The organism is Martinezella rhizogenes (assembly GCF_000799715.1).
Taxonomy (GTDB): domain Bacteria; phylum Pseudomonadota; class Alphaproteobacteria; order Rhizobiales; family Rhizobiaceae; genus Rhizobium; species Rhizobium rhizogenes_C.
In genome coordinates this window covers 187,266-210,241 of sequence record NZ_JUHG01000013.1, presented here as the reverse complement: position 1 = coordinate 210,241, position 22,976 = coordinate 187,266, and the positions used below count along the sequence as shown (strand labels likewise).

The following is a 22,976-nucleotide window of genomic DNA, read 5'->3' as shown; positions in this document are numbered from 1 at the left end:
GCAAGAAAGAATGCCCGTGACCACGTTGCATGTTTCCCCCGATGAAATTCGCCACGCATTCTCCGCCGCCATGTCGGACATGTATCGCAAGGAAGTTCCCGCCTATGGCGCGCTGATGGAACTGGTGTCGGAGGTCAATGCGGAAACGCTGGCCGCGAACCCCAAGTTTCAGGAACGACTCGACGAAACGGACTCGCTGGCGCGGATCTCTGAGGAGCGGCATGGCGCCATCCGTCTCGGCACCGCCGCCGAGCTTGCGATGATGCGGCGGATTTTTGCCGTGATGGGCATGTATCCGGTCGGCTATTACGATCTGTCGACGGCGGGTGTGCCGGTGCATTCGACTGCTTTTCGCCCCGTCGGCGACGCGGCCCTCAAGCGCAATCCCTTCCGTGTCTTCACATCGCTTCTCCGGCTCGATCTGATCGCGGACGAGAGGCTGCGCGCCGAGGCGGAGGCCGTCCTTGCCCGCCGGAAGATCTTCACGGAAGGTGCAATCGCGCTCGCTGAAAAGGCTGAGAAAGATGGAGGGCTTGCAGCAGGCGATGCCGACAGGTTCGTTTCCGAAGTTCTCGAAACCTTTCGTTGGCATGATCGCGCCAACGTCAGCGCCGAGCTTTATCACCGCCTGCACGATGCTCACCGTCTGATCGCCGATGTCGTCTCCTTCAAGGGGCCGCATATCAATCACCTGACGCCGCGCACGCTTGACATCGATCTCGTCCAGGCCCGCATGCCGGCGCATGGCATCGTGCCGAAGGCGGTGGTCGAGGGGCCGCCGACTCGCCAATGCCCGATCCTGTTGCGCCAGACCTCGTTCAAGGCGCTTGAAGAGCCGGTGTCCTTTCGTGCGGAGGATGGCTCCTGGCAGGCCGGCTCGCACACAGCCCGCTTCGGCGAGATCGAGCAGCGCGGCATCGCGCTGACCCCCAAGGGCCGGGCGCTCTATGACGCGCTCCTAACCGATTCCCGCGGGATCGTTCGGCCGGCTGCTGATGGTTCGAACGCCAAGGAATACGAGGCGGCGCTCGCCAAAGCCTTCGAAACCTTCCCGGACAATTGGGAGGCGATCCGCACCGAGGAACTCGGTTATTTCAGCTATTCGCTGACGGAAAAGGGCCGGAAGGCCGGCAGCCTGACCGGTGAGGATCTCGAGCAGTGGATCGCCGATGGTTTGGTGCAGTTCGATCCTATCGTCTACGAGGACTTCCTGCCGGTGAGTGCGGCGGGTATCTTCCAGTCGAATCTCGGCGACGATGCCCAGCATGAGTTTGCCGCCAGCCCCAATCAGCTGCATTTCGAGGCCGATCTCGGGACGAGCGTGCTCAACGAATTCGATCACTATGCCAGCATCGAACTGGCTTCGATCGAGGCCTGCCGCCGGGCGCTGACCAGGCCGGAGGCCGCGGAGTAAGAGGCGAATGCACCGCCGGTTCCGCCTCGACATGAACATCAGAAGCGGTGAATGCGAAGGCCCAGCACTTTCTCCGACAAGATAACAACGAACAAGGTGAGCACGATCGAGACCGTCGATACGGCGGCGGCCTCGGGGGTGAAGTTCGTGCGCAGATAGTCGTAGAGCTGGATTGGAAGCGTGGCGGTCCCCACGTTCTTCAGCATGAAGGATATGGTGAACGTGTCGAAGGATATGATGAAGGCGAACAGGCATCCGCCGATCACGCCGGGCTTGATCAGTGGCAGCATGATGCGACGAAACCGCGTCAGTGGTCCCGCGCCGAGGCTCTTGGCCGCCAGGCTCCAGGCGGGGTCGTAGGACTCCATGGCCGCCGAAACGTTGATGAAGACGAAGGGAAGGGTAATGAGGCAATGGCCTATGATCATCGCGGCGATCGTTCGTGTGCCCATGCCGATCGAATAGACGAAGAACAACAGTGAGATGGCCGTCAGCACTTCCGGCAGCAGCAGCGGCAAGAGCATGGCGAGCCGGATGCTTTCCTTCCAGCGTCCGGCATGCTGGACATAGAAAATTGCCGCCATCGTGCCGATGATCGAGGAAATCACCGTCGAGACCGCGGCTACCCAGAGCGATGTCTTGATGGCACTGAGGAAGACCTCATTGTGGAAGAACACCACGTACCAGCGAAATGAAAGTCCCTGCGGCGGGAACGTCAGGAAGGCACCGGCGTTGAAGGAGGCGCCGACGACCACGAGGATCGGCAGCAGCAGAAAGGCGTAGATCAGCAGGCAATAGCCGGTGAGGAGGTGCCTGGACATCAGTTCGCCTTCCATTTCATGCGGGTGAGCCTTGCAAACAGCAACACCATGATCGCCCCTGTCAAAGACAGCATCAGCGCCATGGCCGAGCCGAAGGGCCATTGAAACGTGTCGATAAGCGCGTCGACCACACTGACCGCCATCGTCTTTACGCGCAGGCCACCGATCAAGGACGGCGTAACATAGGCGCTGAGCGACAGGACAAAGACCAGTATGCAGCCGGCCTGTATGCCTGGCATGGCCAGCGGCAGAACAATTCTCCGGAAAGCGATGATGCGCCCGGCTCCGAGCGAACGGGCAGCCGTCTCGATCGACGGGTCTATCCCTTGCAGCGCGCTCATGAGCGGCAGGATCATGAAGGGCAGGAAGACATGCACCAGGGCGATCACGATCCCAAGAGAGTTGTACATCAGGCCGAGCGGGCGATCGATCAGGCCCAAGCCGATCAGGGTGCGGTTTATCATGCCGTTATTGCCGAGCAGGATCGTCCAGCCATAGCTGCGAATGACGATGCCGACGAGAAGCGGCGAGAGCACGAGGCCATAGGCCAGGCCACGAAAACGCATCTGGGTCTTCGCAAGCTGCCATGCGACGGGGAAGCCGAGAACAAGGCAGATAAAGGTGGTGATGAAACCGATCATCAACGTGTTTGCGGTCTGCTCCAGGTAAAAGCTGTCGGCAAAGAGTCTCAGATAGTTCCCCAGGGTGAAGCCGGGCGCATAGGGCGTGCCGCTCCCCGGATTGCGCAGGCTCATGATCACGATGTTGATATATGGCAATACCAGGAAGACGCCGAGTAGCAGAACAGCCGGGGCGATCAGGGCAAAGGGCTTCAGAGATTTCGCTCGAAGGCTCATACGGCAGCTCCGAGCGCCCAGAAGCGATCGCCATCGACCTTGACTGTGACACGGTCGCCCGGAGAGAAGCGGCTGCGGGGGAAAGTCTGAACGCTGATTGTGTCTCCGCTGTCGAGTGCCAAACGGTAGTCAATCAGGCTGCCCGAATAATAGCTCGCAGTGACAGTGGCCGGGGTGCCTGTTTGTCCCGCGCTTTCCGGAAACAACTCGACGGCCTCGGGACGCAATACCAGCGTCACGGCTCCATCGGGCGACTTCGGAGCATTGCCTATCCTGACCGTGCCGAGCGCGGTATCGATGATCGAGATATCGTTCGCTTCCGTCGATAGTAGCCGGCCCGACAGGATGTTGACCTGTCCCACGAATTGCGCGACTTCGAGGCTCGCCGGCCGATCGTAGATATCGGCTGGTGCGCCATACTGGGCGATCTGCCCGCCAAACATGACCACGACACGATCCGACATGGTCATAGCCTCGGCCTGATCGTGGGTCACGTAAACGGTGGTGATGCCAACACGTTTTTGAAGGTCGCGGATAAAGACGCGCATCTCTTCGCGCAGCTTGGCGTCGAGGTTGGCAAGCGGTTCGTCGAGAAGGAGAATTCGAGGTTCGATCACCAGCGCTCGGGCAAGCGCGACACGTTGTTGTTGTCCGCCGGAAAGCTGGCGCGGATAGCGGTCGGCATAGCCGGAGAGCTGCACCATGTCGAGAACACGCGCCGTGCGCTCGGCGATCTCGCGCTTCGGTCTGCGGCGCATCTCCAGTCCGAACGCCAGGTTCTGCGCGACGGTCATATGCGGAAACAGGGCGTAGTTCTGGAAAACCATGCCAATGTCGCGTTTTTCGGCAGGCACATGCACGACGTCCTGTCCATCAAAACGGATCGCACCTGATGTAGCGTCCTCGAAGCCGGCGATCATTTTCAGCGTGGTTGTCTTGCCACAGCCGGAAGGGCCAAGAAGGGAGATAAACTCCCCGTCGGCGATTTTCACGGAAATGCCGTTGACCGCAAGAGACGCCCCATAGTGCTTGGTCAGCGCTTCGATGCTCACCTCTGTCATGATCGATCTTCCAAATTCTGCCGGCGGCGATCACGTTCGTGCCACCATATCGAGAAAGCAGCCGGACCGCATAGAGGCGGGCCGGCATATAGCGAGGGGATCATCAGGGCGCGTCTAGCGCATGACCTTTGCCCAGCTCTCCGAGAACTCGGCCTGCTTTTGGTTCATGAAATTCCAATCCCATGTCAGGATCTTGTCCATCGCCTCGCCCGAGATCGGCACATCCTTTTGCAGATCGGCCGGGACCACCACCTTGGAATTGGTGGGTGAGACGAAGAATTGCTTCATGAGCGGTATCTGTCCCTCCGGCGAGAGCAGGAAGTCGGCATATTGGTAGGCGAGTTCCTTTTCCGGGGCGTGGGCAAGAATATTCAGCGTCTGGTCGAACATCAGCATGCCCTCTTCGGGAACGACGACATCGATCGGCAGCCCCTGTGAGCGCAGGCGCGCCACTTCGCCGAAGTCGAAGGGCGCAACCACGAATTCGCCGGCTGCAAGGCCCGTTGACAGGTTGAAGTCCGCCTGTATGACCGGCCCGAGCTTTTCCAGCGCCTTGAAGCCGGCATCGATGTCGTATTGATCCTTGCCGAAGATCTTCGATGCCAGCATCAGCTCCATCTTGCCGGCCGTGTTGGCGAAGTTGTAGAGGCCGATGCGACCCTTGAATTCCGGGTTTTCCCAAAGGTCCTTCCATCCCTTCGGCGGGGTTTTGACCATATCGGTGCGGTAGGCGATGCCGATCGGCGAGACCATCGCCACGGCGCCCCAACCATCCGTCTTCTTCGCAAGGGGGTAGAGGTCGTTGTAGTTCGACAGTTTCGTCAGATCGAGCTTCTCGAAGAAGCCTTCCTTGCGCAGGCTGGAGGCGAAGGCCTCGTTGGTCATCAGGATCGAATAGGGAGGATTTTCAGCGCCCGCCGCCCGCAGGTTGGCGCTCCAGACACGGCCGTTGCCGGCATCGAGTGTCACCGCGGCACCGCTCTTTGCCGTAAATGCCGGTGCAAGTGTGGAGCGCCAGAATTGCTCCCAGGCACCGCCGAGCGTTGGCACGACGAGCGTCTTGCTTTGCGCGCGCGCGGGAAGGTTGATCATGCTTGCTGCGGCAAGGCCGCCCATTCCGGCAAGAAGCTGCCGCCTGTTCATGTTCATCATCTGGGTTCCCCTTGTTATACTGCGTGTCAGTGGGTGCTGGTGCGGCAGGCGATGTTTCGCTTCTGCGCTCAGGACTTGCTGAAGGCCTGGCTTGTCTTCAGCGCGATATAGTCTCCATAGGTAATCGGCGTGTATTTCGCCGGCGCCTTTGCCGCAAAAGGCGGCAGGCATTCGATGAGCGTCTCTTTCGATGGATTGACAAAGAAGGGAATGGATTGACGCCGTGTCGTTCCTTTGAAGTGGCCGGGCGGATTGGCAACCCGATGCGGCGTCGACAGCCATTCGTCATTGGTCCAGCGCATGAAGGCGTCGGCGATATTGACGACATAGGCGCCTTCGACGTTCGGCGCATCCAGCCATTCGCCGTCGCGCCTACGGACCTGAAGCCCTCCCGGAGATGCCTCCGAGCGCAGAATGGTCATGAAGCCGTAATCGGTATGGACGCCTGCGCGCAACTGGCCGGGCAGCGGGCTTTCCTGTTGTTCCGGATAGTTGATGACGCGGAGTGCTGAAAGGTGGTCTGCAAAGGCCGGCTCGAAGTAATCGGGCGCAAGCCCGATCGCCCGGCAAAATGCGCGTCGCAAATGCCCAGCGAGCGTCTCCATCTCGGCAAAATAGGCGTTGAAGGCCGCCTGCAATCCCTGTGGTACCGTAGGCCAGACGTCACCCGGAAGGCGCGGCCCGAAATTCAGGCTTTCCTTGTAGTCACCCGGCGTCTTGATCCCAAGCGTGGCGCTCAGCGCCTCGTCCGCGATGGGGGAGAAAGCGACGCCCCCCTTTAGCGAGGTTCCCCGGCCTTGTTGCTTCTTCCACTCCTGCGGTTCATCGAAGAAATCTCGGGCAAGATTGTAAAGCTGCGCGGTTGCCTCCGTGGAGACGCCATGTCCGGTGATCAGGAAGAAGCCGGTTTCGCGGCAGGCGGCCTCGATCGCCTTGACTACGGCATCGCTGCCGGCGGTCTGATGAATGAAAGGCGAGATATCTATGACCGGAATGCTGTCCATATCCTGCCTTGAGGACGGGGCCGTCTGCATTGTCTGATCCTTTCCGGAATGAACGTAGCCGTGTTGTTGTGGCGGCTTGACGGCCTGCCAACGAGGGAGATGATGTCAGTCGAGCCCTTTGAAGGGTGCGTCGCGAAATTCGAGATATTCCTTCAGCGACATCTTCTGAAGATTGCGCATCCATTCCTGCCCGTCCTTGCTGACATGGAGGGCGGCAATGGCGTGCACGTTGTAATCGAAGGATGTCATCAGGCCGGCGGCGATCTGCTGGTTGTTGATGGAGGACTTGGCGAATTTGATCGCCGGAACCGGCATCCGCGCCAGCTTGCGCGCCAGGTTCTCGGTCTTCTGCTTGAGCTGATCGGCGGGCACGATCTTGTTGATCAGATGCATGCGCAGCGCTTCTTCGGCGTCCACCAGATCACCCGTATACATCAGCCAGCGGACATCGCGGGTGGCCAGCAGCCATGGCATGAAGAGAGCAGGCGGGCCGGAATTGTGCCGGACTTCCGGCTCGCCGAACTTGGCGTTGTCCGCGGCGATCGCGAGATCGCACGACATGACGAGTTCGAGCGCGCCGGCAAGCGCATAGCCGTTCACCGAGGCGATGACGGGGATTGGAGCTTTCCAGATATTCAGAAGCGCCTGGGCATTTTCCGACATGTCGGCATGCCAGTCCTCGATGCTGACGTCATAGTCTGCGCCTTGCAGATCGTAACCGGACGAAAACGCGCGGCCGGCACCGGTGATCACCAATGCATTGACGTCCTTGTCGGCGACGGCCAGCGCAACGGCGCGGTCGATCTCGCGCACCGTCGTCTTGTTCATCGCATTGAGCTTGTCCGGCCGATTGATAGTAATTGTCGCGAACTTGTCCTGTTCATCCTTGTCGTAGAGAATGGTCTCGAAGCTCTCGGTCATGCTCATATGCTTTTCCTCTTTACGCTGGTGTCAGCCGGTTGCGATGCAGTGCTCGAAGCCTGCATCAACAGGGCCGCCTTGTTCTTCTCGAAACGTTCTATCGACGCTGATTTGACCGGACCAAACCCCCTGATCTGATCGGGGAGTTGGGCAAGCGCGATGGCACGCTGCTGGTTTTCCGGCGACAGGTTTGCTGAGAGGTCGTTGATCAGTGCCGCATAATCGGCGACCAGCTTGCGCTCCATGCGACGCTCGTGCGTGTAACCGAACGGATCAAGCGGTGTGCCGCGAAGGAAGCGCATTTTCTCCAGCACGGAGAATGCCGGCGAGATGAACTTGCGGCTGATGGCAATCTTTGCCGGGTTGCCGGTGCGCTTGTCGATCCTTCGGGAAAAGAGCGGCGGTGCCAGATGGTGCTTGATCTCGAAATCGCCTTCGAACTGCGTGGCGATCTTGTCCGCGAAACTCCGGTCGTTGTGGAGACGAGCCACTTCATATTCGTCCTTATAGGCCATCAGCTTGAAGGCATTGCGCGCCACCGCTTCGGAGAAGTCATCTCCGAGCTTCAGTCGTGCCTCGGCATTGCGGGCGGTCGTCACCAGCTTGCGGTATTTGGCTGCATAAGCGGTGTTCTGGTAGTGCGTCAGGAACTCGATGCGCTTGGCGACGAGGTCGTCCAGCGTCTGCTTGGCTGGCGCCTCGTCCAGGTCGATTGCGGCGGCTTGTTTGACAGCTTCCGGATCGACCACCGAGCGACGGCCCCAGCCAAAGGCTGCGCGGTTCATCGCAATGCCCGTGCCGTTGAGTTCGATCGCCGCATCGATTGCCTGGAGGCTGATTGGCACAAGACCGCGCTGCCAGGCATGGCCAAGCAGGAACATGTTGGCCGCGATCGCGTCGCCCATCAGGGCCGCGCCCAGTTTTGTCGCGGCGATAAGGCTGATGGCATTGTCACCAGCCGCTTTGCGCAACGCCTTCACCGTCGCTTCCTGGCGAAAGTCGATCGCGGTGTTCTGCACGAACGAGGCGGTCGGCGCGAAATGATCGTCAAGAACGGCCTTGGTCCGGCCGGCAGCGAATGTGGACAGGGCGTTCTGGGCCGCTGACACGACGATATCGAAGCCGAGGACCAGATCGCTTTCCCCCGGTCCGATGCGCACGGATGTGATCTGCTCTCGCGTCATTGCGACCCGCAGATGCGAAATGACGGCCCCATTCTTCTGGGCAAGACCGGTCTGGTCGAGCGTCTGTACAGCTAGGCCGTCAATGTGCGCGGCCATTGACAGTATGGCGCTAACTGTGATGACGCCCGTCCCGCCGATGCCGGCGAGCAGCATGTTGTAGGGCCGGTCGGTGATCGGTCGGATGGCCGGAAGAGGGAGGTCGTCGAAGCTTGCCTGGCCTGCCTTTGGCGCCGGCTTGCGGATGGTCCCGCCCTCGACGGTAACGAAGCTCGGACAGAAGCCTTTTATGCAGGAGAGATCGGTGTTGCAGCTCGACTGGTTGATCCGCCGCTTGCGACCGAACTCCGTCTCCTGCGGTTCGATGGAGATGCAATTGGAAACCGCGGAACAGTCGCCGCAACCCTCGCAGACGAGCTCGTTGATGAAGGCGCGCTTGTCGGAGACGGCCAAAGCGCCACGCTTGCGCCGACGCCGTTTTTCGGCAGCGCAGACCTGATCGTAGACGAGGACGGTAACGCCCGGCACCTCGCGCAGTTCGCGCTGCACCGCATCCAGCTCGTCGCGGTGGTTGACGGTAACGCCGCGCGGCAGATTGCCTTGCCAGACCTCGGGGCGCTCGGCCACCACGGCGACCCGGGCCGCGCCTTCGGCGAGCATCTGTCCGACAATGCCGGGAACGGAGACGTCGCCGTCATGCTTCTGGCCGCCGGTCATGGCGACGGCATCGTTGTAGAGGATCTTGTAGGTGGCGTTGACCTTGGCGGCAATTGCGGCGCGGATCGCAAGCAGCCCGGAGTGGAAATAGGTGCCGTCGCCCATGTTGACGAAGATATGCTTCTCGTCCGTAAACTGGGAAAGGCCGATCCATGAGCCACCTTCGCCGCCCATCTGGGTAAAGGTCGAGGTGTTGCGCTCTTCCAGCCCAATTACCATCATATGACAGCCGATGCCGGTCGACGCGCGGCTTCCTTCGGGCAGTCGGGTGGAAATGCTGTGCGGACAGCCGGAGCAGAAATAGGGGTCGCGTTTCAGCGCAGGCGTTTCCGTGGCACTGGCCGCGAGGAGCGCCTCGATATCGCGCGATCTGGCCAGCAGATCGGTGTGATGCTCACCGATGAGAGAGACAATCGCTCTCGCAACCGCGACGGCATTGATCTCGCCGGCCGCGGACAAGAGCGGTTTACCATCCACGCCGAATTTGCCGTAGACCCTTGGGCGCCAGTCCGCGGCCATGTTGAAAAGCTGAGCCTTGATCTGGTCTTCGATGATTGCGCGCTTTTCCTCGACCACCAACAGGGTTTCGACGCCGGAGGCGAACCGTTGCAGGCATTCCGGTTCGATCGGCCAGACCATGCCGATCTTGTAAAGCCGGATGCCGAGGTCACCGGCCCGGCGCTCGTCGATGCCAAGGCTTGCCAGCGCGCCCATGAGGTCGAGCCATGACTTCCCGGTCGAAACGATACCGAGCCTCGCTTTGCCGGCAGTGCTACCCCAGACCGTTCTGTCGATGCCGTTTTGACGGGCGAAAGCGTGTATCGCCTCCATCTTGTTTTCCAGCCGCCGCTCCATCGCATGCGGGCCATCCGGCCAGCGCAATGAGAGGTCGCCATGACCCTCGGGATAGACGATGGTGGGCCGATCGGGATCAAGCTCGACCGTCGCCGTGCATTCGACGATTTCCGTCTGGCATTTGAAGCCGACCCAGGCGCCGGAATAGCGGCTGAGCGCCCAGCCGAGCAATCCATAGTCGATATATTCCCCGACACCGGCCGGCGACAGGAGCGGCACCATCGCGGAGATCAGATTATGCTCGCTCTGGTGCGGCAGGGTCGACGAAACCGCGCCGTGGTCGTCTCCGACGAGCAGCAGAACACCGCCATTCGGATTGGTGCCAACGGCGTTGGCGTGACGGATCACGTCCATACTGCGATCGACGCCTGGTCCCTTGCCATACCACATGGCAAAGACACCATCGTACCGGGCGCCCGGAAACATCGCCGTCTGCTGCGTGCCCCAGACGGCAGTGGCGGCTATGTCTTCATTGAGGCCGGGCTGGAAGCGGATGTGATGATCGTCGAGATATGTCTTCGCGCGTGTCATTTCACGGTCGAAACTGGCAAGGGGCGAGCCGCGATATCCGGAGACATAGCCGGCGGTATTCAGTCCGCGCGCAAGGTCGCGCTGACGCTGGATCATCGGCAAGCGAACGAGCGCCTGCGTGCCGGAAACGAGGATACGTCCCCGATCGAGCATGTAGCGGTCATCGAGGCTAGGTGTCGTCGCGGCCGAGGCCTGGGGCTGGTTTTCGGGGTGGGCGGCTGCGGGGAGGGTGGCCATTTATGCGCGCTCCCCCGGTGCTGTCGGTTCCATGTCGAAGACGCGGCCGGGATTGAGTATGTTATTGAGATCGAACGCCGATTTGAGACGGCGCATGGCGGCCATCTCGGCCGGGCTTCGAACCAGCGGCAGCCACTTCTTCTTTTCAAGGCCAATCCCATGCTCGGCCGATATCGATCCGCCTTCGCTGGCGACGCAGGAGTATGTCGCGTCCGCGACGCGATCATGGTGGTGCGTGCGAACGAGAAAATGTAGATTGCCGTCACCGAGATGACCGAAAATGTAGATGGACGCGGCGGGATCGACAGTTGCGATTTCGGCCGTGGCCCTGTCCAGAAACCGCTGCATTGCTGAAATCGGCAGGCTGACGTCGAAGCCCGCGACATGATCCATGCTGAAAATGAACTCGCTCGCCGCCTCGCGCAAAGCCCAGATGGCATGGTAGTCGCGCAGCGAGCGGGAAACCGCGATATCGCTGACGATGCCTTCCTCGTAGCATTCCATCAGCACGGCGGCGAAGCGATCCTCGTCGCCGGCTTCGTCCTGCCCCTGCATCTCGATGAGCGCATACATTCCGGCACCCGCCGGCACAGGCGGCGGCGCGCCGGTGCGGTTGAGAACGCCTGCATAGACGGTGGGGAAGATGACTTCGAAAGCGGAAAGGGAAGGTCCCAACCTCTGGCGCAGACGCCGCAGAAGCGCGATTGCCGCGCTGAGCGAAGGGAGTGCGCAAAATGCATTTGCCAGTGAGCGCGGCTTGGGATGAAGGCGCAGGCAGGCGCGGGTTACGACACCAAGCGTACCCTCGCTGCCGATGAAGATCTGGTTGAGATCGAAACCCGAATTATCCTTCGGAAGGCCTTTTAGGCTGGTCAGCACCGAACCATCCGTCAGCACGGCCTCCAAACCGAGAACCTGGGCGCGATACATGCCGTAGCGCAGGACGCGAATGCCGCCGGCATTGGTGGCGATGTTGCCGCCGATGGTGGAGGTGCCGCGCGCACCGATATCCACGCCGAACATGAAGCCGTGGCTGGCTGCGGCCTCTTGCACGGCCTGCAGGGTCGCGCCGGCATGGGCGATGACAGTTCCGGCATCCGCGTTGACGGGTTCGATCGCGCTCATGCGCTCCAGGGACAGCGCAACCTCGCCAGCCAAAGGCCGCGCGGCGCCTGCAAGACCGGTCCGTCCGCCTTGCACGACCACAGGCTGGCGAACGGCATCGCATGCGGAAAGAATGGCCGACACCGATGCAGTATCCTTGGGGCGAAACAGAATGGACGGCCGCACACCGCGCTTGTCTGTCGCGTCCGCGCAATAGGCATCGCCGACATCCGGGCCCATGACAACAGCGTTCTTGTCCAGCCTATCGTTGAGGCGGGCCAACAATTCTCGCAGCCGTAAAGACGGCGCAAATAAGGGATGAGCGGCGAGCGCCCGGTCGATCGATCCGCCCATTCTGTTCCCCTGGTTATCTGGATCGGGGGCAGGTTATCGCCTATCTGATATTTGTCAAACCTATATTTAAATACCTATAGCCTTTTCGATGAAGGCATGGCATCAATGCTTTCGAGCGAAGGATGGAGCTCTATGAATCTTAGATATGACGAAGTGGTAAGATCTGGCATCGCCAAGCAGGTCGCCGAGAATATCAAGTCCGCGATCCTGGACGGACGCCTGAAGATCGACGAGCGCTTGCCGACGGAAGAGGATCTTGCCCGGAGTTTTGGAATTTCGCGCCCGACGGTGCGCGAGGCGCTGAAGCGTCTGGCGGCGCAGAATCTCATTCATTCACGTCGCGGTCCTCTAGGGGGTAATTTCGTGATGCGGCCCGATCCGGAGGGGCTGTCGAAGGCGATTACTGGTGCCGCGACGCTTCTTGTCGGCATCGGCGCTTTCGATATCGACGAGATCATTACCGCAAGGCTTGAGACGGAAACCATCTGCTGCCGGCTTGCCTGCGAAAACCGCGGCGAAGAGGGATTGCAGGCCATGGCCACTGAGATTGCCTTGCAGCGGGATCAGGGCGTCAGCGATGAAGATTTCTGCGCTTCCGATGTGCGGTTCCATCGCGCTCTGGTCGACTCGACCAGCAACGGCCCCTTGAAGCTGATGATGTACATCGTGATCGAATCCTTCATTCCGATTACGAACATGATTGTCTTCAGGGTGCGCGAGCGCCGCCAGGTCGTTGCCTTCCATCAGCGGATCCATGAGGCGCTGAGCAATCGCGATGTCGGCGAAGCAACGGCGGCGCTCACAAATCTCCTCGCCTATGTGCGTGATAGTTATAGCGCCGCACTCGATGCGCGCGGCCGCCGCGCGAGCGAGCAGGCGCAGTCCTGAAGCTGGTCGGCTCACATCCTCAGAAGCATTGAAGTTCAAGGGAATTCCATGTCAGATTCTTTTACGGCAATGGTGATCGACACGGTTGATGGCAAACAGCAGGCCGCCTTCCGTCAACTGACCTTGGCCGATCTTCCCGACCACGACGTTCTGGTCGAAGTCGCGTTTTCCACGGTCAACTACAAGGACGGTCTGGCGCTTTCCGGCAAGGGAAGGATTGCGCGCCGCACGCCGATGGTTGGCGGTATCGATCTCGCCGGCGTCGTCATCGAGTCGCGCTCGGACAAATGGGTTGCGGGTGACAAGGTCGTGTTGAACGGTTGGGGTCTCTCCGAGACCGAATGGGGTGGTTATTCCCGATATCAGCGGGTCAAGGCGGAATGGCTGATCGCGCTGCCGCAGGAGTTCTCCCTGGAGCAGGCGATGGCGATCGGCACGGCTGGCTATACGGCCGCTCTTTGCGTCGATGCTCTGGAGGATTGGGGAACGATCGGCGTGGACGGTCGGGATGTGCTGGTCACTGGAGCGGCGGGCGGCGTCGGCTCCGTGGCCGTGAGCTTGCTTGCCAACAAGGGCTACAAGGTAACGGCGTCGACAGGGCGGCCGGAAACACATGACTATCTTGCCTCGCTGGGGGCTTCCGGCTTCGTCGAGCGCGCGACGCTCAGCGAGAAGGGCGGCCCGCTCCAGAAGGAGCGCTGGGCCGGAGCCGTCGACAGCGTAGGGTCGACGACGCTTGCGAATGTTTTGTCTCAAACAGTCTATGGCGGCGCTGTCGCGGCTTGCGGTTTGGCGGGCGGCGCGGATCTGCCCGCAACGGTGCTGCCGCATATTCTACGCAGCGTCGCTCTTCTTGGCATCGATTCCGTCATGGCGCCCATGGCGAGACGCGAACGTGCCTGGCAGACCCTCAGCCAGCATCTGGATCCTACTCATCTCAAGAAATTGACCCGTGTCGAGCCGATGTCGGCATTGCCGCAGCTTGCGGAAGACATAGTGGCGGGCAAGATCCGCGGCCGCGTCGTGATCGAGATTACCGCCTGACCGATATTTGATCTGAACACCACGTCGCCCTTATCACGCGTCGACACCGCCGCGCTTCTGAAGGAGATCTCGGGCCTGGCGAGTGTTGGTGCTTTTCGTTGTATTCCTCATAGATGAGCAGGCCGAACGGAGCTGGACAGCCGGTAAGAACTTTGATAGCGAATGTAATGTTATTACATTTCAAGAGGACTGATCATAATGTCCAGATCGATTCGCGGCTTTGCTGCGGTGGGTACTCTGATAAACCCGCCTGCGCTGAAGGGAGAAGCAGACATTGCATTTGTTCGCCATCGTCAGCGGATGTGGAGCGCCGTCCACTAGCGGTCCCTTTCACGGCTTGACGCAACCGTCGTGCTTGGCATAACTGAACGCGACGGTTCCCCGACGATGACTCCGAGGGGATTAATAGGGAACACGGTGCGGACGACCCAAAAGGGACCAAGACCGTGGCTGCCCCCGCAACTGTAAGCGGATTGCCGTCCATCCTCGTGGTGCCGAAAGGCGCCGTGCCACTGCGCTGATCAGGCGCGGGAAGGCAGATGGACGACTGATATCCGTGAGCCAGGAGACCTGCCGTCGAAGATCTATCCAATGTCACGGGCGGGGATGCCCGAAACAGGAGCAGGACATGACCATCCTTCACGCTTCGCAGCGCCTTGGTGCGCTGCCTTCCCCGAATTTTGACGATCATTCGACCGCTCGGAATGCCTGTTGGGCATTCTGACCTTCACCACCGCCCTTTTAGGCGGAGTTCACATCACTTTCGGGGAATTATGATGAAGACCATTTTCAAGCGGCCCCTTCGCGCCGGCCTGTACGCCATGTCGATGATCGTCGTTGGCCTGACAGGACAGGCGAGGGCGGCGGAGACCAGCTACCCTCTTACGCTCCAAAACTGCGGCCGGCAGATCACCATCCAGAAGGCGCCGTCGCACACGGTCTCTATCGGCCAAAGCACGACGGAAATCCTCTATCGCCTCGGTGTTGCCGACAAGGTGGTCGGCACAGCACTCTGGGTTGGGCCGGTGCTGAAGGGCTATGAGGACGTCAACGCCAAGATCGAGCGCCTTGCCGACAACGATCCGAGTTTCGAAAGCGTCGTCGGCAAGAAGCCGGATATCGTCACGGTTCAGTTCCAGTGGCAGGTCGGACCGGAAGGCGTGGTTGCCAAGCCGGAACAGTTCGAGGAGCTGGGCATCCCGGTCTATACCTCGCCGTCCGATTGCGTCGGTAAGGAAAACTCCGGCTCCAGCGACGGCGTCCGCCATCAGGTCTTCACCATGGATCTCGTCTATCAGGAAATCCGCGATCTCGCGAAGATCTACAATGTGCAGGACAAAGGCGAGGAAGTGGTCGCCGATCTGAAGCAACGCGAAGCGACGGCCCGTGCCAAGGTCGCTTCAGCGCAGGGCAAGCTTTCCGCCGCCTTCTGGTTCTCCAGCGCCCAGGATGCCGATCCTTACGTGGCGGGCCGCAATGGTGCGCCGGGTTACATCATGTCGGCGCTCGGCATCAAGAATATCATCGAGACCGACGATGAATGGCCGACGGTGGGCTGGGAGACGATTGCCAAAGCCAATCCAAGCATGATCGTCGCGGCTGCGATGGAGCGTCGCCGCTATCCGCTGGACAGTGCGGAGGCCAAGCGCAAGTTCCTGGAAAACGATCCGGTCGCCAGCCTGATGCCCGCCGTCAAAAGTGGCCATGTCTTCGAGATGGATGCGCAGGCGATGAACCCGACCATCCGTACGATAGAAGGCATCGAGGCGCTTGCTGATGCCATCGCAGCGGCCGGCCTGACGCAGTGAGCCGCGCCCTTTCTTCGATCGGACGAACGGGTACAGTTGCCTTGGCACTTGCCATTCTTGTCGCTGCGCTCTGGCTGGGCGCGGCGATCGGCGAGACATCGATCCCGTTTGAGACCGTCGCCAAGACCGTGGCCAATCGGCTTTGGGGTGCCGGCTATCCGCTTGAGCCGATCGATGAGGGGATCGTCTGGAGCTATCGGCTGAGCCGCGCGGTGGTGGCCGCCTGCTGCGGGGGAGCGCTTGCCGTGTCCGGTGTCGTCCTGCAATCGTTGCTGCGCAATCCCCTGGCTGATCCCTATATCCTCGGCATTTCCGCCGGCGCCTCCACCGGCGCCGTTGGTGTCGCGATCCTCGGTCTGGGCGCGGGCTTCCTGACGATGCCGATGGGGGCTTTTCTGGGGGCATTGGTCGCCTTCGCTCTCGTCGCGTTGCTGGCCGTCAGGGCAGGGCGTGGGACGGCCGCGATCATCCTAGCGGGTGTTGTGGGCTCACAGCTCTTCAATGCGCTCACTTCCTTCATCGTCACCAAAGCGGCGACGGCCGAACAGGCGCGCGGCATCATGTTCTGGCTGCTCGGCAATCTCTCCGGCGTGCGTTGGCCGGATGCCTGGCTGGCAATTCCGGCCGCGTTGTTGGGGCTCGTCATTTGCCTCTGGCATGCCCGGTCGCTCGATGCCTTCACCTTCGGCGCGGAATCGGCGGCCTCGCTCGGTATTTCGGTACGCCGCACCTATTTCGTGCTCGTCGGCACATCCGCAATGATGACCGCGGTGATGGTGTCGATCGTCGGCTCTATCGGCTTTGTCGGGCTGGTCATCCCGCACGCGGCGCGGATGCTGGTGGGTGTCCGCCATGGCGTGCTTCTGCCGGCAGCCGCTCTGATCGGCGCTATCTTCATGATCGCGGCCGACATCCTGTCGCGCACCCTGATACACGGCCAGGTTCTGCCGATCGGGGTAGTCACCGCTCTTGTCGGCGCCCCCGCTTTTGCCTTGATTTTGAGCCAGAAAAGAGCGCGCGCATGACCCTGTCGGCAAGGAATGTTTCGTGGAGCGCAGGCGGAGCGACGATCGTGCGGGAGATATCGCTTGATGTCCGCACAGGCGAGTTTCTGGGGATCGTCGGGCCGAACGGCTCGGGTAAGACCAGCCTGATGATGATGCTATCCGGCATCCGCAAGCCGAAGACCGGAGAGATTCTTCTGGATGGCACGCCGATCTGCTCTCTCGGGCGGCGCGAACTCTCCCGACGCTTGGCCCTGGTGGAACAACAGGCGGAGACCGGCGAGCGGATTACCGCCAGACAGGCCGTAGAACTCGGGCGTACGCCCTATCTTGGGGCGTTATCGCCCTGGTCTGTGACGGATGACGCGATCGTCGAGGCCGCTCTTGCCAATGTCGACATGCTCCATCTTTCCGGCCGGCTGTGGCACACGCTTTCGGGCGGAGAGCGCCAGCGGTTGCATATTGGCCGCGCGCTTGCACAGCAGCCAAAGATACTGCTTCTCGACGAGCCGACGAACCATCTCGACATCGGTCACCAGATCGGCCTTCTGGATCTCGTGCGCCGGCAGGACCTAACCGTGATCGCGGCCCTGCACGATCTCAATCACGCCGCCGTGTTCTGCGATCGCCTTGCCGTCATGAAGGACGGGCTGCTAGTAGCGCTTGGTACGCCGCGTGAGGTGCTGACTGTCGAATGCATCCGCGATGTGTTCGGTGTCGACGTCGAGGTGGAACACGACAGCGACGGCGGTTGCTTCATCCGCTACCGCGCGACGACCGTTCCGCGTCGAGAGAGGCGGATCAAGAGTGGTGTTCAGCTAGAAGCGGTTGGCTTGGAGGAGATGAAGTAATTGCTCGGTGCTCATCGGCCAAGCTCGATGGCAAATTGCCTCAGTCATAGATAGCAGATAGCGCAATCGAGTTTGCAACCTCCTCGCAGCGGTCGGTGAGGGTGGCGGTCGCAACGCGCAGATGATTACTCGGCAGGTTGGAGAATTTCGCACCGGGATGAACGGCGATGCCACGCGCGGCCAGAGTCACCATCGCGAAGGGTTCGGAGGAAACGGGAATCCAGGCACAAAGGCCGTATCCCTGCGCGGCGTCGATGCCCCTGTCTCGCAGGGCGTCGATAAGATTGTCACGCCGGGTCTGATAGATGCCCCGCGCCTGATGCAGCGTATCCTGCGTTGCATCGTCGCGCAGCAGCCACGCGGTTGCGGCTTGCAGAATGCGGCTCGTCCAGCCGGCGCTGAAGCTCCGGTAGGACTGGATCTGCTCGACGATTGCCCGCGAGCTTGACAGTACCGCAAGGCGCAGATCCGGCCCGTGCGTCTTCGAAAACGAGAAGATGTGGACTACCCGATCGGGAAAACGGTGTCCGAGTGAATGGCGCGGTGCGGAGGAGATATCGCCCATGCCGTCATCCTCGACGATCAGCGTATCGGCATCTCTGAGGATGCGCTCCAGAGCGTCCATGCGCTGCCGGCTGACGGTCTGGCCCGTGACCGAATGCAGGCGTGGCTGGAAGATGAAGGCCACAGGCCGATGCTCCAGCGCGGCCTGCAAGGATGAGGGCAGTGGCCCCTCGGAATCGCACTGCACAGGGATAATGCGCGCGCCGCGATCTTCGAAAATGTCCAGAAGACGCATGCCCGTCGGATCTTCGATCGCGACCGTTTCTCCCGGCGCGATCAAGGCATGCGCCAGCGTATAGACGGCGTTGTAGCCGCCATTTGTCGCAAGAAATGCTTCCGGCTCGTAGGGCCAGGTCTTGCGTATCGCCGCCTCAAGCTCCGGCAGGATGCGGTTGCGTTCATAGCTGTTGAGGTTTTCGGCCGATGCGCCGTAGGCCATTGCCTCCGCCAGCTTTGGGAGCAGGCTGACGTCCGGTACGGCAGCGGTGAGGTCGAGGACGTCCTCGCCGTAATGTCCGTTGCTTGCCAGTCGCGCCGGCTTGGCAACGAAGCGATCGCCGCTGACCCAGGTGCCGTTGCGACCCCGCCCGCTGATGATCTTCTGGCGCCTGAGTTCGCTCCAGGCTTCCGAGATGGTGGCAGGGCTGATGCCAAGTGCGAAGGCGAGATCGCGGATGGGCGGCAGTTTCGTGCCGACCGGCAGGGCGCCAGCGCGGATCAACGCGCTGGTTCCAATGGCGATTCCCCGAATGGTCCTGTCGCTCAATTTTTCGGCAAACCAGCCTGGATTTTTGTCTTCGCTCATTTCCGCGCCATTTTTAATGTTCAATAACGTAATAACATTTGATCGGCTTTATTTGAACATTTATTCACTTCGAAAACAAGATTTCAGCGAGTGAATGTCCATGCCTCTGACTCTCCGCCTTGCTCTTCGTGATTGGGACTACATGACGCCGCTCGTTCTTGGCGACGTCTCTTCTCCAAAGCTCGACATCAAGGTGGACAGGGTCGGGACCCTGGTTTCGCATGTCGGAAAGAGCGAGGCCTATGATGCGGCGGAAATGTCATTTAGCCGCTATACGCAGCTTCGCATCGATGGCGACGAGAGCGTCGTGGGCATCCCGAATTTCATCATGCGTGGTTTTCGCCACCGCTGCGTCATCACGACAAAGGACAGCCCCATCACGGAGCTTGGGCATCTGTCGGGCAAGCGCATCGGTGTCACCGGCTGGCGCGATTCCGGCAATACCTGGACCCGGGCGGCGCTCCGTCGCGAGGGCATCGGTATCGAGGATGCCATGTGGTATGCGGGGCGGCTGACCGAGGCGCATCCGATCGTCGACCGCCTCGACGGCTTCGGTCGTCCCGGCCGCATCGAGGCCGCGCCCGGCGAGCGGCCCATGGTCGACCTTTTGAGGGATGGCGGACTGGACGCGATCTTCACGCCGTTCATGCCGGACGGCTATTTCGCCAAGGGTTCACCCTTCCGGCAGGTTCTTTCCGATTTTCGCGGTGCCGAGCGTCGATATTTCGACGACGTGGGCTATGTCCCCGGTATGCATCTTATCGGCCTGAAGGCTGATTTTATTGCCGAACATCCCTGGGTGATCGCCGAACTCAGCGCACTTATTGATGAATCCCAGCGCCTCTGGCTGAGCAAACGGCGTAAATATGCCGAGACCACGCCCTGGATGTTCGATGAACTTCTAAAGTCATCGGTCGAGCTGCCGCAGGGCTGGGATGCGAGCGGCTTTGCGGTCAATCGCGCCATGATCCATGATTTCGCCAATGAGCTGCATGTGCAGGCTATCCTGCCCCGGCTGTTGACGCCGGAGGAACTCTTTCCGTTCGATACCGATGGTAGCCGCATCGAGGCTAGGGCTGCCGGCTGACACTTAAGGAATACAAACCAAAAAGGGGAACGAGCATGTCGTTGAAGAAAGTAGCCTACCTTGCCCTGGCAAGCCTGATGATCTCGGGTTCCGCGTTCGCGCAGGATGCTGGACTTCCGAAGCTGTCCGTGAACGCAGAGCTGCGGGCCAAGCTGCCTGAAAACATCCGCACGGCCGGCAAGATGATTTCCGTCAACAACGGTTCGTTTCCTCCCTATGAGATCGTCACCGGTACCGAACTGACCGGCGCAAGCGCCGATCTGACCGACGCCATCGGCGAGGTGCTCGGCGTGAAGATCGCGCATGAAACGGTCGGCGGCTTGCCCGCACTGCTCGCCGGCATCAATTCCGGTCGCTATCAGTTCGCCTTCGGCCCGGTGGGCGATTTCAAGAGCCGCGAAGAGGCGAATGATTTCGTCGACTGGGTTCAGGAATTCGTCGTCTTCTCCGTCCAGAAGGGCAATCCGAAAGGCATCACCTCGCTCGACACGGCCTGCGGCAAGCGCATCGCCGTCATGGCGGGCGGCTCCGCCGAGAGGGTGATCCAGGTCCAGGCCGAGAAGTGCAAGACCGACGGCAAGGATGCGATCGAGGTTCAGTCCTTTACCGATCAGCCCAGCTCCATCCTTGCGGTGCGGTCCAAGCGATCGGATGCCTTCTTCTCGTCCCAGGCGCCGCTCACCTATTTCGTCTCGCAGGCAAATGGCCAGCTTGAACTGACGGGCGTCGGCCAAAAGAACGGCTTTGAGGATCTCTATCAGGGTGCGGTGGTGTCGAAGGGATCGCCGCTCGGTCCGGTCCTGCGGGATGCCGTCAAGCTTTTGATGGACAATGGTACCTATGCCGCCATCATGAAGAAGTGGGGCCTTGAGAACAACATGATCAAGGAGCCGGGCATCAACCTCGGCGGGACGTTGCCGAAATGAGCACGGCGGCCGACAAAATCGCATCGCCGGACAGCGATGCGAATACCCTGGATGTGGCCAACGCCCACAGCCCTTTCCCGATGGGTCGCCTGGCCGCCTGGGTCGTTACGCTGGCGATTGCGACCTATTTCGCCTGGTCGGTCGCCGGCAACGAGAATTTCGGCTGGCCGGTCGTGGCGCATTATTTCTTCGATCCGACGGTCATCAGCGGCCTTTACGTGTCGCTTGGCCTGACGGTTGTTGCCATGGCGTTCGGCATCGTGCTTGGCTTGCTGCTGGCAATCGCCAGACTGTCGCAGGACCGGCTGGCGAATTCGCTGGCCTCCCTTTTCATTTGGTTCTTCCGGGGCACGCCGCTGCTGGTCCAGCTGATCTTCTGGTACAATCTTTCGACCCTGTTTCCGACGCTGTCGATCGGCATTCCCTTCGGCCCGACCTTCGTGAGCTGGGATACGAATTCGGTCATCAGTCCGATGACCGCGGCAATTGCCGGTCTGGCGCTGAATGAGGCCGCCTATATGGCGGAGATCATCCGTGGCGGCCTGCTGTCCGTCGACAAGGGGCAATTCGAGACCGCCGAGGCCTTCGGTATGACACGCGCCCGGGCGCTCAGCCGTATCATTATTCCGCAGGCCATGCGCTCGATCGTGCCCCCAACCGGCAATCAGTTGATCAGCATGATCAAGGCGACCTCGCTCGTCAGCGTCATCGCCATGGCGGATCTGCTCTATTCGGTTCAGTCGATCTACAATCGCACGTTCGAAGTCGTGCCGATGCTGCTGGTCGCCGTCATCTGGTATCTGTTGATCACCTCGGTGCTGAATGTCGGTCAGAGTTATATCGAGCGTTATTACGGCCGTGGTGATCGTCGTTCCGGCGGAGCCAAGCCCGCAAAAGAAATCATGCTGGCTGCACAGACACCGTCCCAGCTCGTAGCGCAGGAGGCGGGCCAATGAACGCGATCGCGACCGTGGCGCCGCTTGTCCGCGCCCGCAACGTCCACAAGTCTTTCGATCACCTCGAAGTTCTGAAAGGCATCGATCTCGATGTCGCGCCGGGCGAAGTGGTGGTCATTCTCGGACCGTCCGGATCCGGAAAGTCGACCTTCCTGCGTTGCATCAACCACCTGGAAGCCATCGATCGCGGATCGATCGAGGTGGACGGGGAGCAAATCGGCTATCGCCTTCGCAAGGGTCGGCTGGAGCGACTGTCCAACCATGCGATTACCCTGCAGCGGCGCAAGATCGGCATGGTGTTCCAGCAGTTCAATCTCTATCCGCACATGACGGCGCTGCAGAACATCATTGAAGCGCCGGTCGGTATCCATGGCGAGAGCCGTGCCGAGGCGATTAAGAACGCCCGCATCCTTCTGGACCGGGTCGGGCTTTCGGCTAAGGCTGACAGTTATCCGCGCCAGCTCTCCGGCGGTCAGCAGCAACGCGTGGCGATTGCCCGGGCATTGGCGATCAAGCCGACGCTGATGCTCTTCGATGAGCCGACATCCGCGCTCGATCCGGAGCTTGTCGGTGAAGTGCTTGCCACGATGCGGGATCTCGCCAAGCAGGGATTGACGATGATCGTCGTCACCCATGAGATAGGCTTTGCCCGCGAAGCGGCCGATCGCGTCGTCTTCATGGATGGCGGCAAGGTCGTCGAACAGGGCAAGCCGGAAGATGTGCTCGGTAATCCCCAGCATCCACGAACCAGAAGCTTCCTGTCGCGCTTCATCTAGCGCGGCGGCCCCGATCAGATGCGAGACCGCCGGCCTCATGCGGGCTTGGTGTGCCGCT

General features: G+C 60.8%; 19 protein-coding genes and 1 riboswitch. Of the genes, 10 read left to right on the top strand and 9 right to left on the bottom strand.

The window, feature by feature from the left end; all coding sequences use genetic code 11:
- Window positions 1-10 precede the first annotated feature (10 nt).
- Complete coding sequence (hglS, locus tag EX00_RS12910; protein WP_047458171.1) at window positions 11-1,414, top strand: 2-oxoadipate dioxygenase/decarboxylase HglS; 1,404 nt, start codon at window positions 11-13, stop codon at window positions 1,412-1,414.
- A 38-nt stretch (window positions 1,415-1,452) separates the two neighbouring features.
- Here hglS and EX00_RS12905 read toward each other — a convergent pair whose 3' ends face one another.
- The 8 genes from EX00_RS12905 to EX00_RS12870 form a co-directional block, all read right to left on the bottom strand.
- Window positions 1,453-2,235 (bottom strand): ABC transporter permease, encoded by a 783-nt coding sequence (locus EX00_RS12905; RefSeq protein ID WP_047458168.1) that lies wholly within the window; start codon window positions 2,233-2,235, stop codon window positions 1,453-1,455.
- On the bottom strand, window positions 2,235-3,092 hold the full coding sequence (locus EX00_RS12900) for an ABC transporter permease (protein WP_047458166.1): 858 nt from the start codon (window positions 3,090-3,092) through the stop codon (window positions 2,235-2,237). Before EX00_RS12900 ends, EX00_RS12905 begins: the two co-directional genes overlap by 1 nt.
- Window positions 3,089-4,153, bottom strand: a complete 1,065-nt coding sequence (locus tag EX00_RS12895; RefSeq protein ID WP_047458164.1) for an ABC transporter ATP-binding protein — start codon at window positions 4,151-4,153, stop codon at window positions 3,089-3,091. The genes EX00_RS12900 and EX00_RS12895 overlap by 4 nt, the downstream gene beginning before the upstream one ends.
- A 114-nt stretch (window positions 4,154-4,267) precedes the next feature.
- Entirely contained in the window at window positions 4,268-5,305 is a 1,038-nt protein-coding gene (locus EX00_RS12890; protein ID WP_047458162.1) for an ABC transporter substrate-binding protein, read from the bottom strand.
- Between the two features lie 68 nt (window positions 5,306-5,373).
- The gene (locus EX00_RS12885; protein WP_047458160.1) at window positions 5,374-6,339 is read right to left on the bottom strand and encodes an isopenicillin N synthase family dioxygenase; all 966 of its coding nucleotides are present in this window, start codon (window positions 6,337-6,339) and stop codon (window positions 5,374-5,376) included.
- Between the two features lie 75 nt (window positions 6,340-6,414).
- A complete protein-coding gene (locus tag EX00_RS12880) occupies window positions 6,415-7,236 on the bottom strand; it encodes an enoyl-CoA hydratase/isomerase family protein (protein ID WP_047458157.1) in 822 nt (273 codons plus the stop codon).
- On the bottom strand, window positions 7,233-10,751 hold the full coding sequence (locus tag EX00_RS12875) for an indolepyruvate ferredoxin oxidoreductase family protein (protein WP_047458155.1): 3,519 nt from the start codon (window positions 10,749-10,751) through the stop codon (window positions 7,233-7,235). Before EX00_RS12875 ends, EX00_RS12880 begins: the two co-directional genes overlap by 4 nt.
- The gene (locus EX00_RS12870; RefSeq protein WP_047458153.1) at window positions 10,752-12,209 is read right to left on the bottom strand and encodes an FAD-binding oxidoreductase; all 1,458 of its coding nucleotides are present in this window, start codon (window positions 12,207-12,209) and stop codon (window positions 10,752-10,754) included.
- A gap of 132 nt (window positions 12,210-12,341) precedes the next feature.
- Here EX00_RS12870 and EX00_RS12865 point away from each other — a divergent pair, with 132 nt between their 5' ends.
- From EX00_RS12865 to EX00_RS12845, 5 genes are all read left to right on the top strand, one after another.
- Complete coding sequence (locus EX00_RS12865; protein ID WP_047458150.1) at window positions 12,342-13,097, top strand: FadR/GntR family transcriptional regulator; 756 nt, start codon at window positions 12,342-12,344, stop codon at window positions 13,095-13,097.
- A gap of 48 nt (window positions 13,098-13,145) precedes the next feature.
- Entirely contained in the window at window positions 13,146-14,141 is a 996-nt protein-coding gene (locus EX00_RS12860) for an MDR family oxidoreductase (protein WP_047458148.1), read from the top strand.
- A gap of 358 nt (window positions 14,142-14,499) precedes the next feature.
- Window positions 14,500-14,733: riboswitch (cobalamin riboswitch) on the top strand.
- A 184-nt stretch (window positions 14,734-14,917) separates the two neighbouring features.
- The gene (locus EX00_RS12855; RefSeq protein ID WP_047458145.1) at window positions 14,918-15,949 is read left to right on the top strand and encodes an ABC transporter substrate-binding protein; all 1,032 of its coding nucleotides are present in this window, start codon (window positions 14,918-14,920) and stop codon (window positions 15,947-15,949) included.
- Complete coding sequence (locus EX00_RS12850) at window positions 15,946-16,974, top strand: FecCD family ABC transporter permease (protein ID WP_047458143.1); 1,029 nt, start codon at window positions 15,946-15,948, stop codon at window positions 16,972-16,974. The genes EX00_RS12855 and EX00_RS12850 overlap by 4 nt, the downstream gene beginning before the upstream one ends.
- Window positions 16,971-17,804 carry an ABC transporter ATP-binding protein gene (locus EX00_RS12845; RefSeq protein ID WP_047458140.1) on the top strand — a complete coding sequence of 278 codons (834 nt, stop codon included), beginning with the start codon at window positions 16,971-16,973 and terminating at the stop codon, window positions 17,802-17,804. Before EX00_RS12850 ends, EX00_RS12845 begins: the two co-directional genes overlap by 4 nt.
- Window positions 17,805-17,844: 40 nt before the next feature.
- On the opposite strand, the gene EX00_RS12840 is transcribed toward EX00_RS12845, so the two are convergent.
- Window positions 17,845-19,173, bottom strand: coding sequence for an aminotransferase-like domain-containing protein (locus EX00_RS12840; RefSeq protein WP_047458136.1), 1,329 nt, complete (start codon window positions 19,171-19,173; stop codon window positions 17,845-17,847).
- Window positions 19,174-19,273: 100 nt separating this feature from the next.
- Here EX00_RS12840 and EX00_RS12835 point away from each other — a divergent pair, with 100 nt between their 5' ends.
- From EX00_RS12835 to EX00_RS12820, 4 genes are read left to right on the top strand one after another with little or no spacing between them, the layout of a single operon-like run.
- On the top strand, window positions 19,274-20,260 hold the full coding sequence (locus EX00_RS12835) for a substrate-binding domain-containing protein (protein ID WP_047460248.1): 987 nt from the start codon (window positions 19,274-19,276) through the stop codon (window positions 20,258-20,260).
- 35 nt (window positions 20,261-20,295) lie between these two features.
- On the top strand, window positions 20,296-21,186 hold the full coding sequence (locus EX00_RS12830) for an ABC transporter substrate-binding protein (protein ID WP_047458133.1): 891 nt from the start codon (window positions 20,296-20,298) through the stop codon (window positions 21,184-21,186).
- A complete protein-coding gene (locus tag EX00_RS12825; RefSeq protein ID WP_047458130.1) occupies window positions 21,183-22,142 on the top strand; it encodes an amino acid ABC transporter permease in 960 nt (319 codons plus the stop codon). The genes EX00_RS12830 and EX00_RS12825 overlap by 4 nt, the downstream gene beginning before the upstream one ends.
- Window positions 22,139-22,918, top strand: coding sequence for an amino acid ABC transporter ATP-binding protein (locus EX00_RS12820; protein WP_047458127.1), 780 nt, complete (start codon window positions 22,139-22,141; stop codon window positions 22,916-22,918). Before EX00_RS12825 ends, EX00_RS12820 begins: the two co-directional genes overlap by 4 nt.
- Window positions 22,919-22,976: the final 58 nt, after the last annotated feature.

Coding starts and splice junctions, on each gene's coding strand:
- EX00_RS12875 (WP_047458155.1), bottom strand. CDS start 10,751: ATGGCCACCCTCCCCGCAGCCGCCCACCCCGAAAACCAGCCCCAGGCC.
- EX00_RS12895 (WP_047458164.1), bottom strand. CDS start 4,153: ATGACAGAGGTGAGCATCGAAGCGCTGACCAAGCACTATGGGGCGTCT.
- EX00_RS12905 (WP_047458168.1), bottom strand. CDS start 2,235: ATGTCCAGGCACCTCCTCACCGGCTATTGCCTGCTGATCTACGCCTTT.
- EX00_RS12845 (WP_047458140.1), top strand. CDS start 16,971: ATGACCCTGTCGGCAAGGAATGTTTCGTGGAGCGCAGGCGGAGCGACG.
- EX00_RS12900 (WP_047458166.1), bottom strand. CDS start 3,092: ATGAGCCTTCGAGCGAAATCTCTGAAGCCCTTTGCCCTGATCGCCCCG.
- EX00_RS12860 (WP_047458148.1), top strand. CDS start 13,146: ATGTCAGATTCTTTTACGGCAATGGTGATCGACACGGTTGATGGCAAA.
- EX00_RS12885 (WP_047458160.1), bottom strand. CDS start 6,339: ATGCAGACGGCCCCGTCCTCAAGGCAGGATATGGACAGCATTCCGGTC.
- EX00_RS12830 (WP_047458133.1), top strand. CDS start 20,296: ATGTCGTTGAAGAAAGTAGCCTACCTTGCCCTGGCAAGCCTGATGATC.
- EX00_RS12855 (WP_047458145.1), top strand. CDS start 14,918: ATGAAGACCATTTTCAAGCGGCCCCTTCGCGCCGGCCTGTACGCCATG.
- EX00_RS12865 (WP_047458150.1), top strand. CDS start 12,342: ATGAATCTTAGATATGACGAAGTGGTAAGATCTGGCATCGCCAAGCAG.
- EX00_RS12880 (WP_047458157.1), bottom strand. CDS start 7,236: ATGAGCATGACCGAGAGCTTCGAGACCATTCTCTACGACAAGGATGAA.
- EX00_RS12835 (WP_047460248.1), top strand. CDS start 19,274: ATGCCTCTGACTCTCCGCCTTGCTCTTCGTGATTGGGACTACATGACG.
- EX00_RS12825 (WP_047458130.1), top strand. CDS start 21,183: ATGAGCACGGCGGCCGACAAAATCGCATCGCCGGACAGCGATGCGAAT.
- EX00_RS12870 (WP_047458153.1), bottom strand. CDS start 12,209: ATGGGCGGATCGATCGACCGGGCGCTCGCCGCTCATCCCTTATTTGCG.
- hglS (WP_047458171.1), top strand. CDS start 11: ATGCCCGTGACCACGTTGCATGTTTCCCCCGATGAAATTCGCCACGCA.
- EX00_RS12840 (WP_047458136.1), bottom strand. CDS start 19,173: ATGAGCGAAGACAAAAATCCAGGCTGGTTTGCCGAAAAATTGAGCGAC.
- EX00_RS12820 (WP_047458127.1), top strand. CDS start 22,139: ATGAACGCGATCGCGACCGTGGCGCCGCTTGTCCGCGCCCGCAACGTC.
- EX00_RS12890 (WP_047458162.1), bottom strand. CDS start 5,305: ATGATGAACATGAACAGGCGGCAGCTTCTTGCCGGAATGGGCGGCCTT.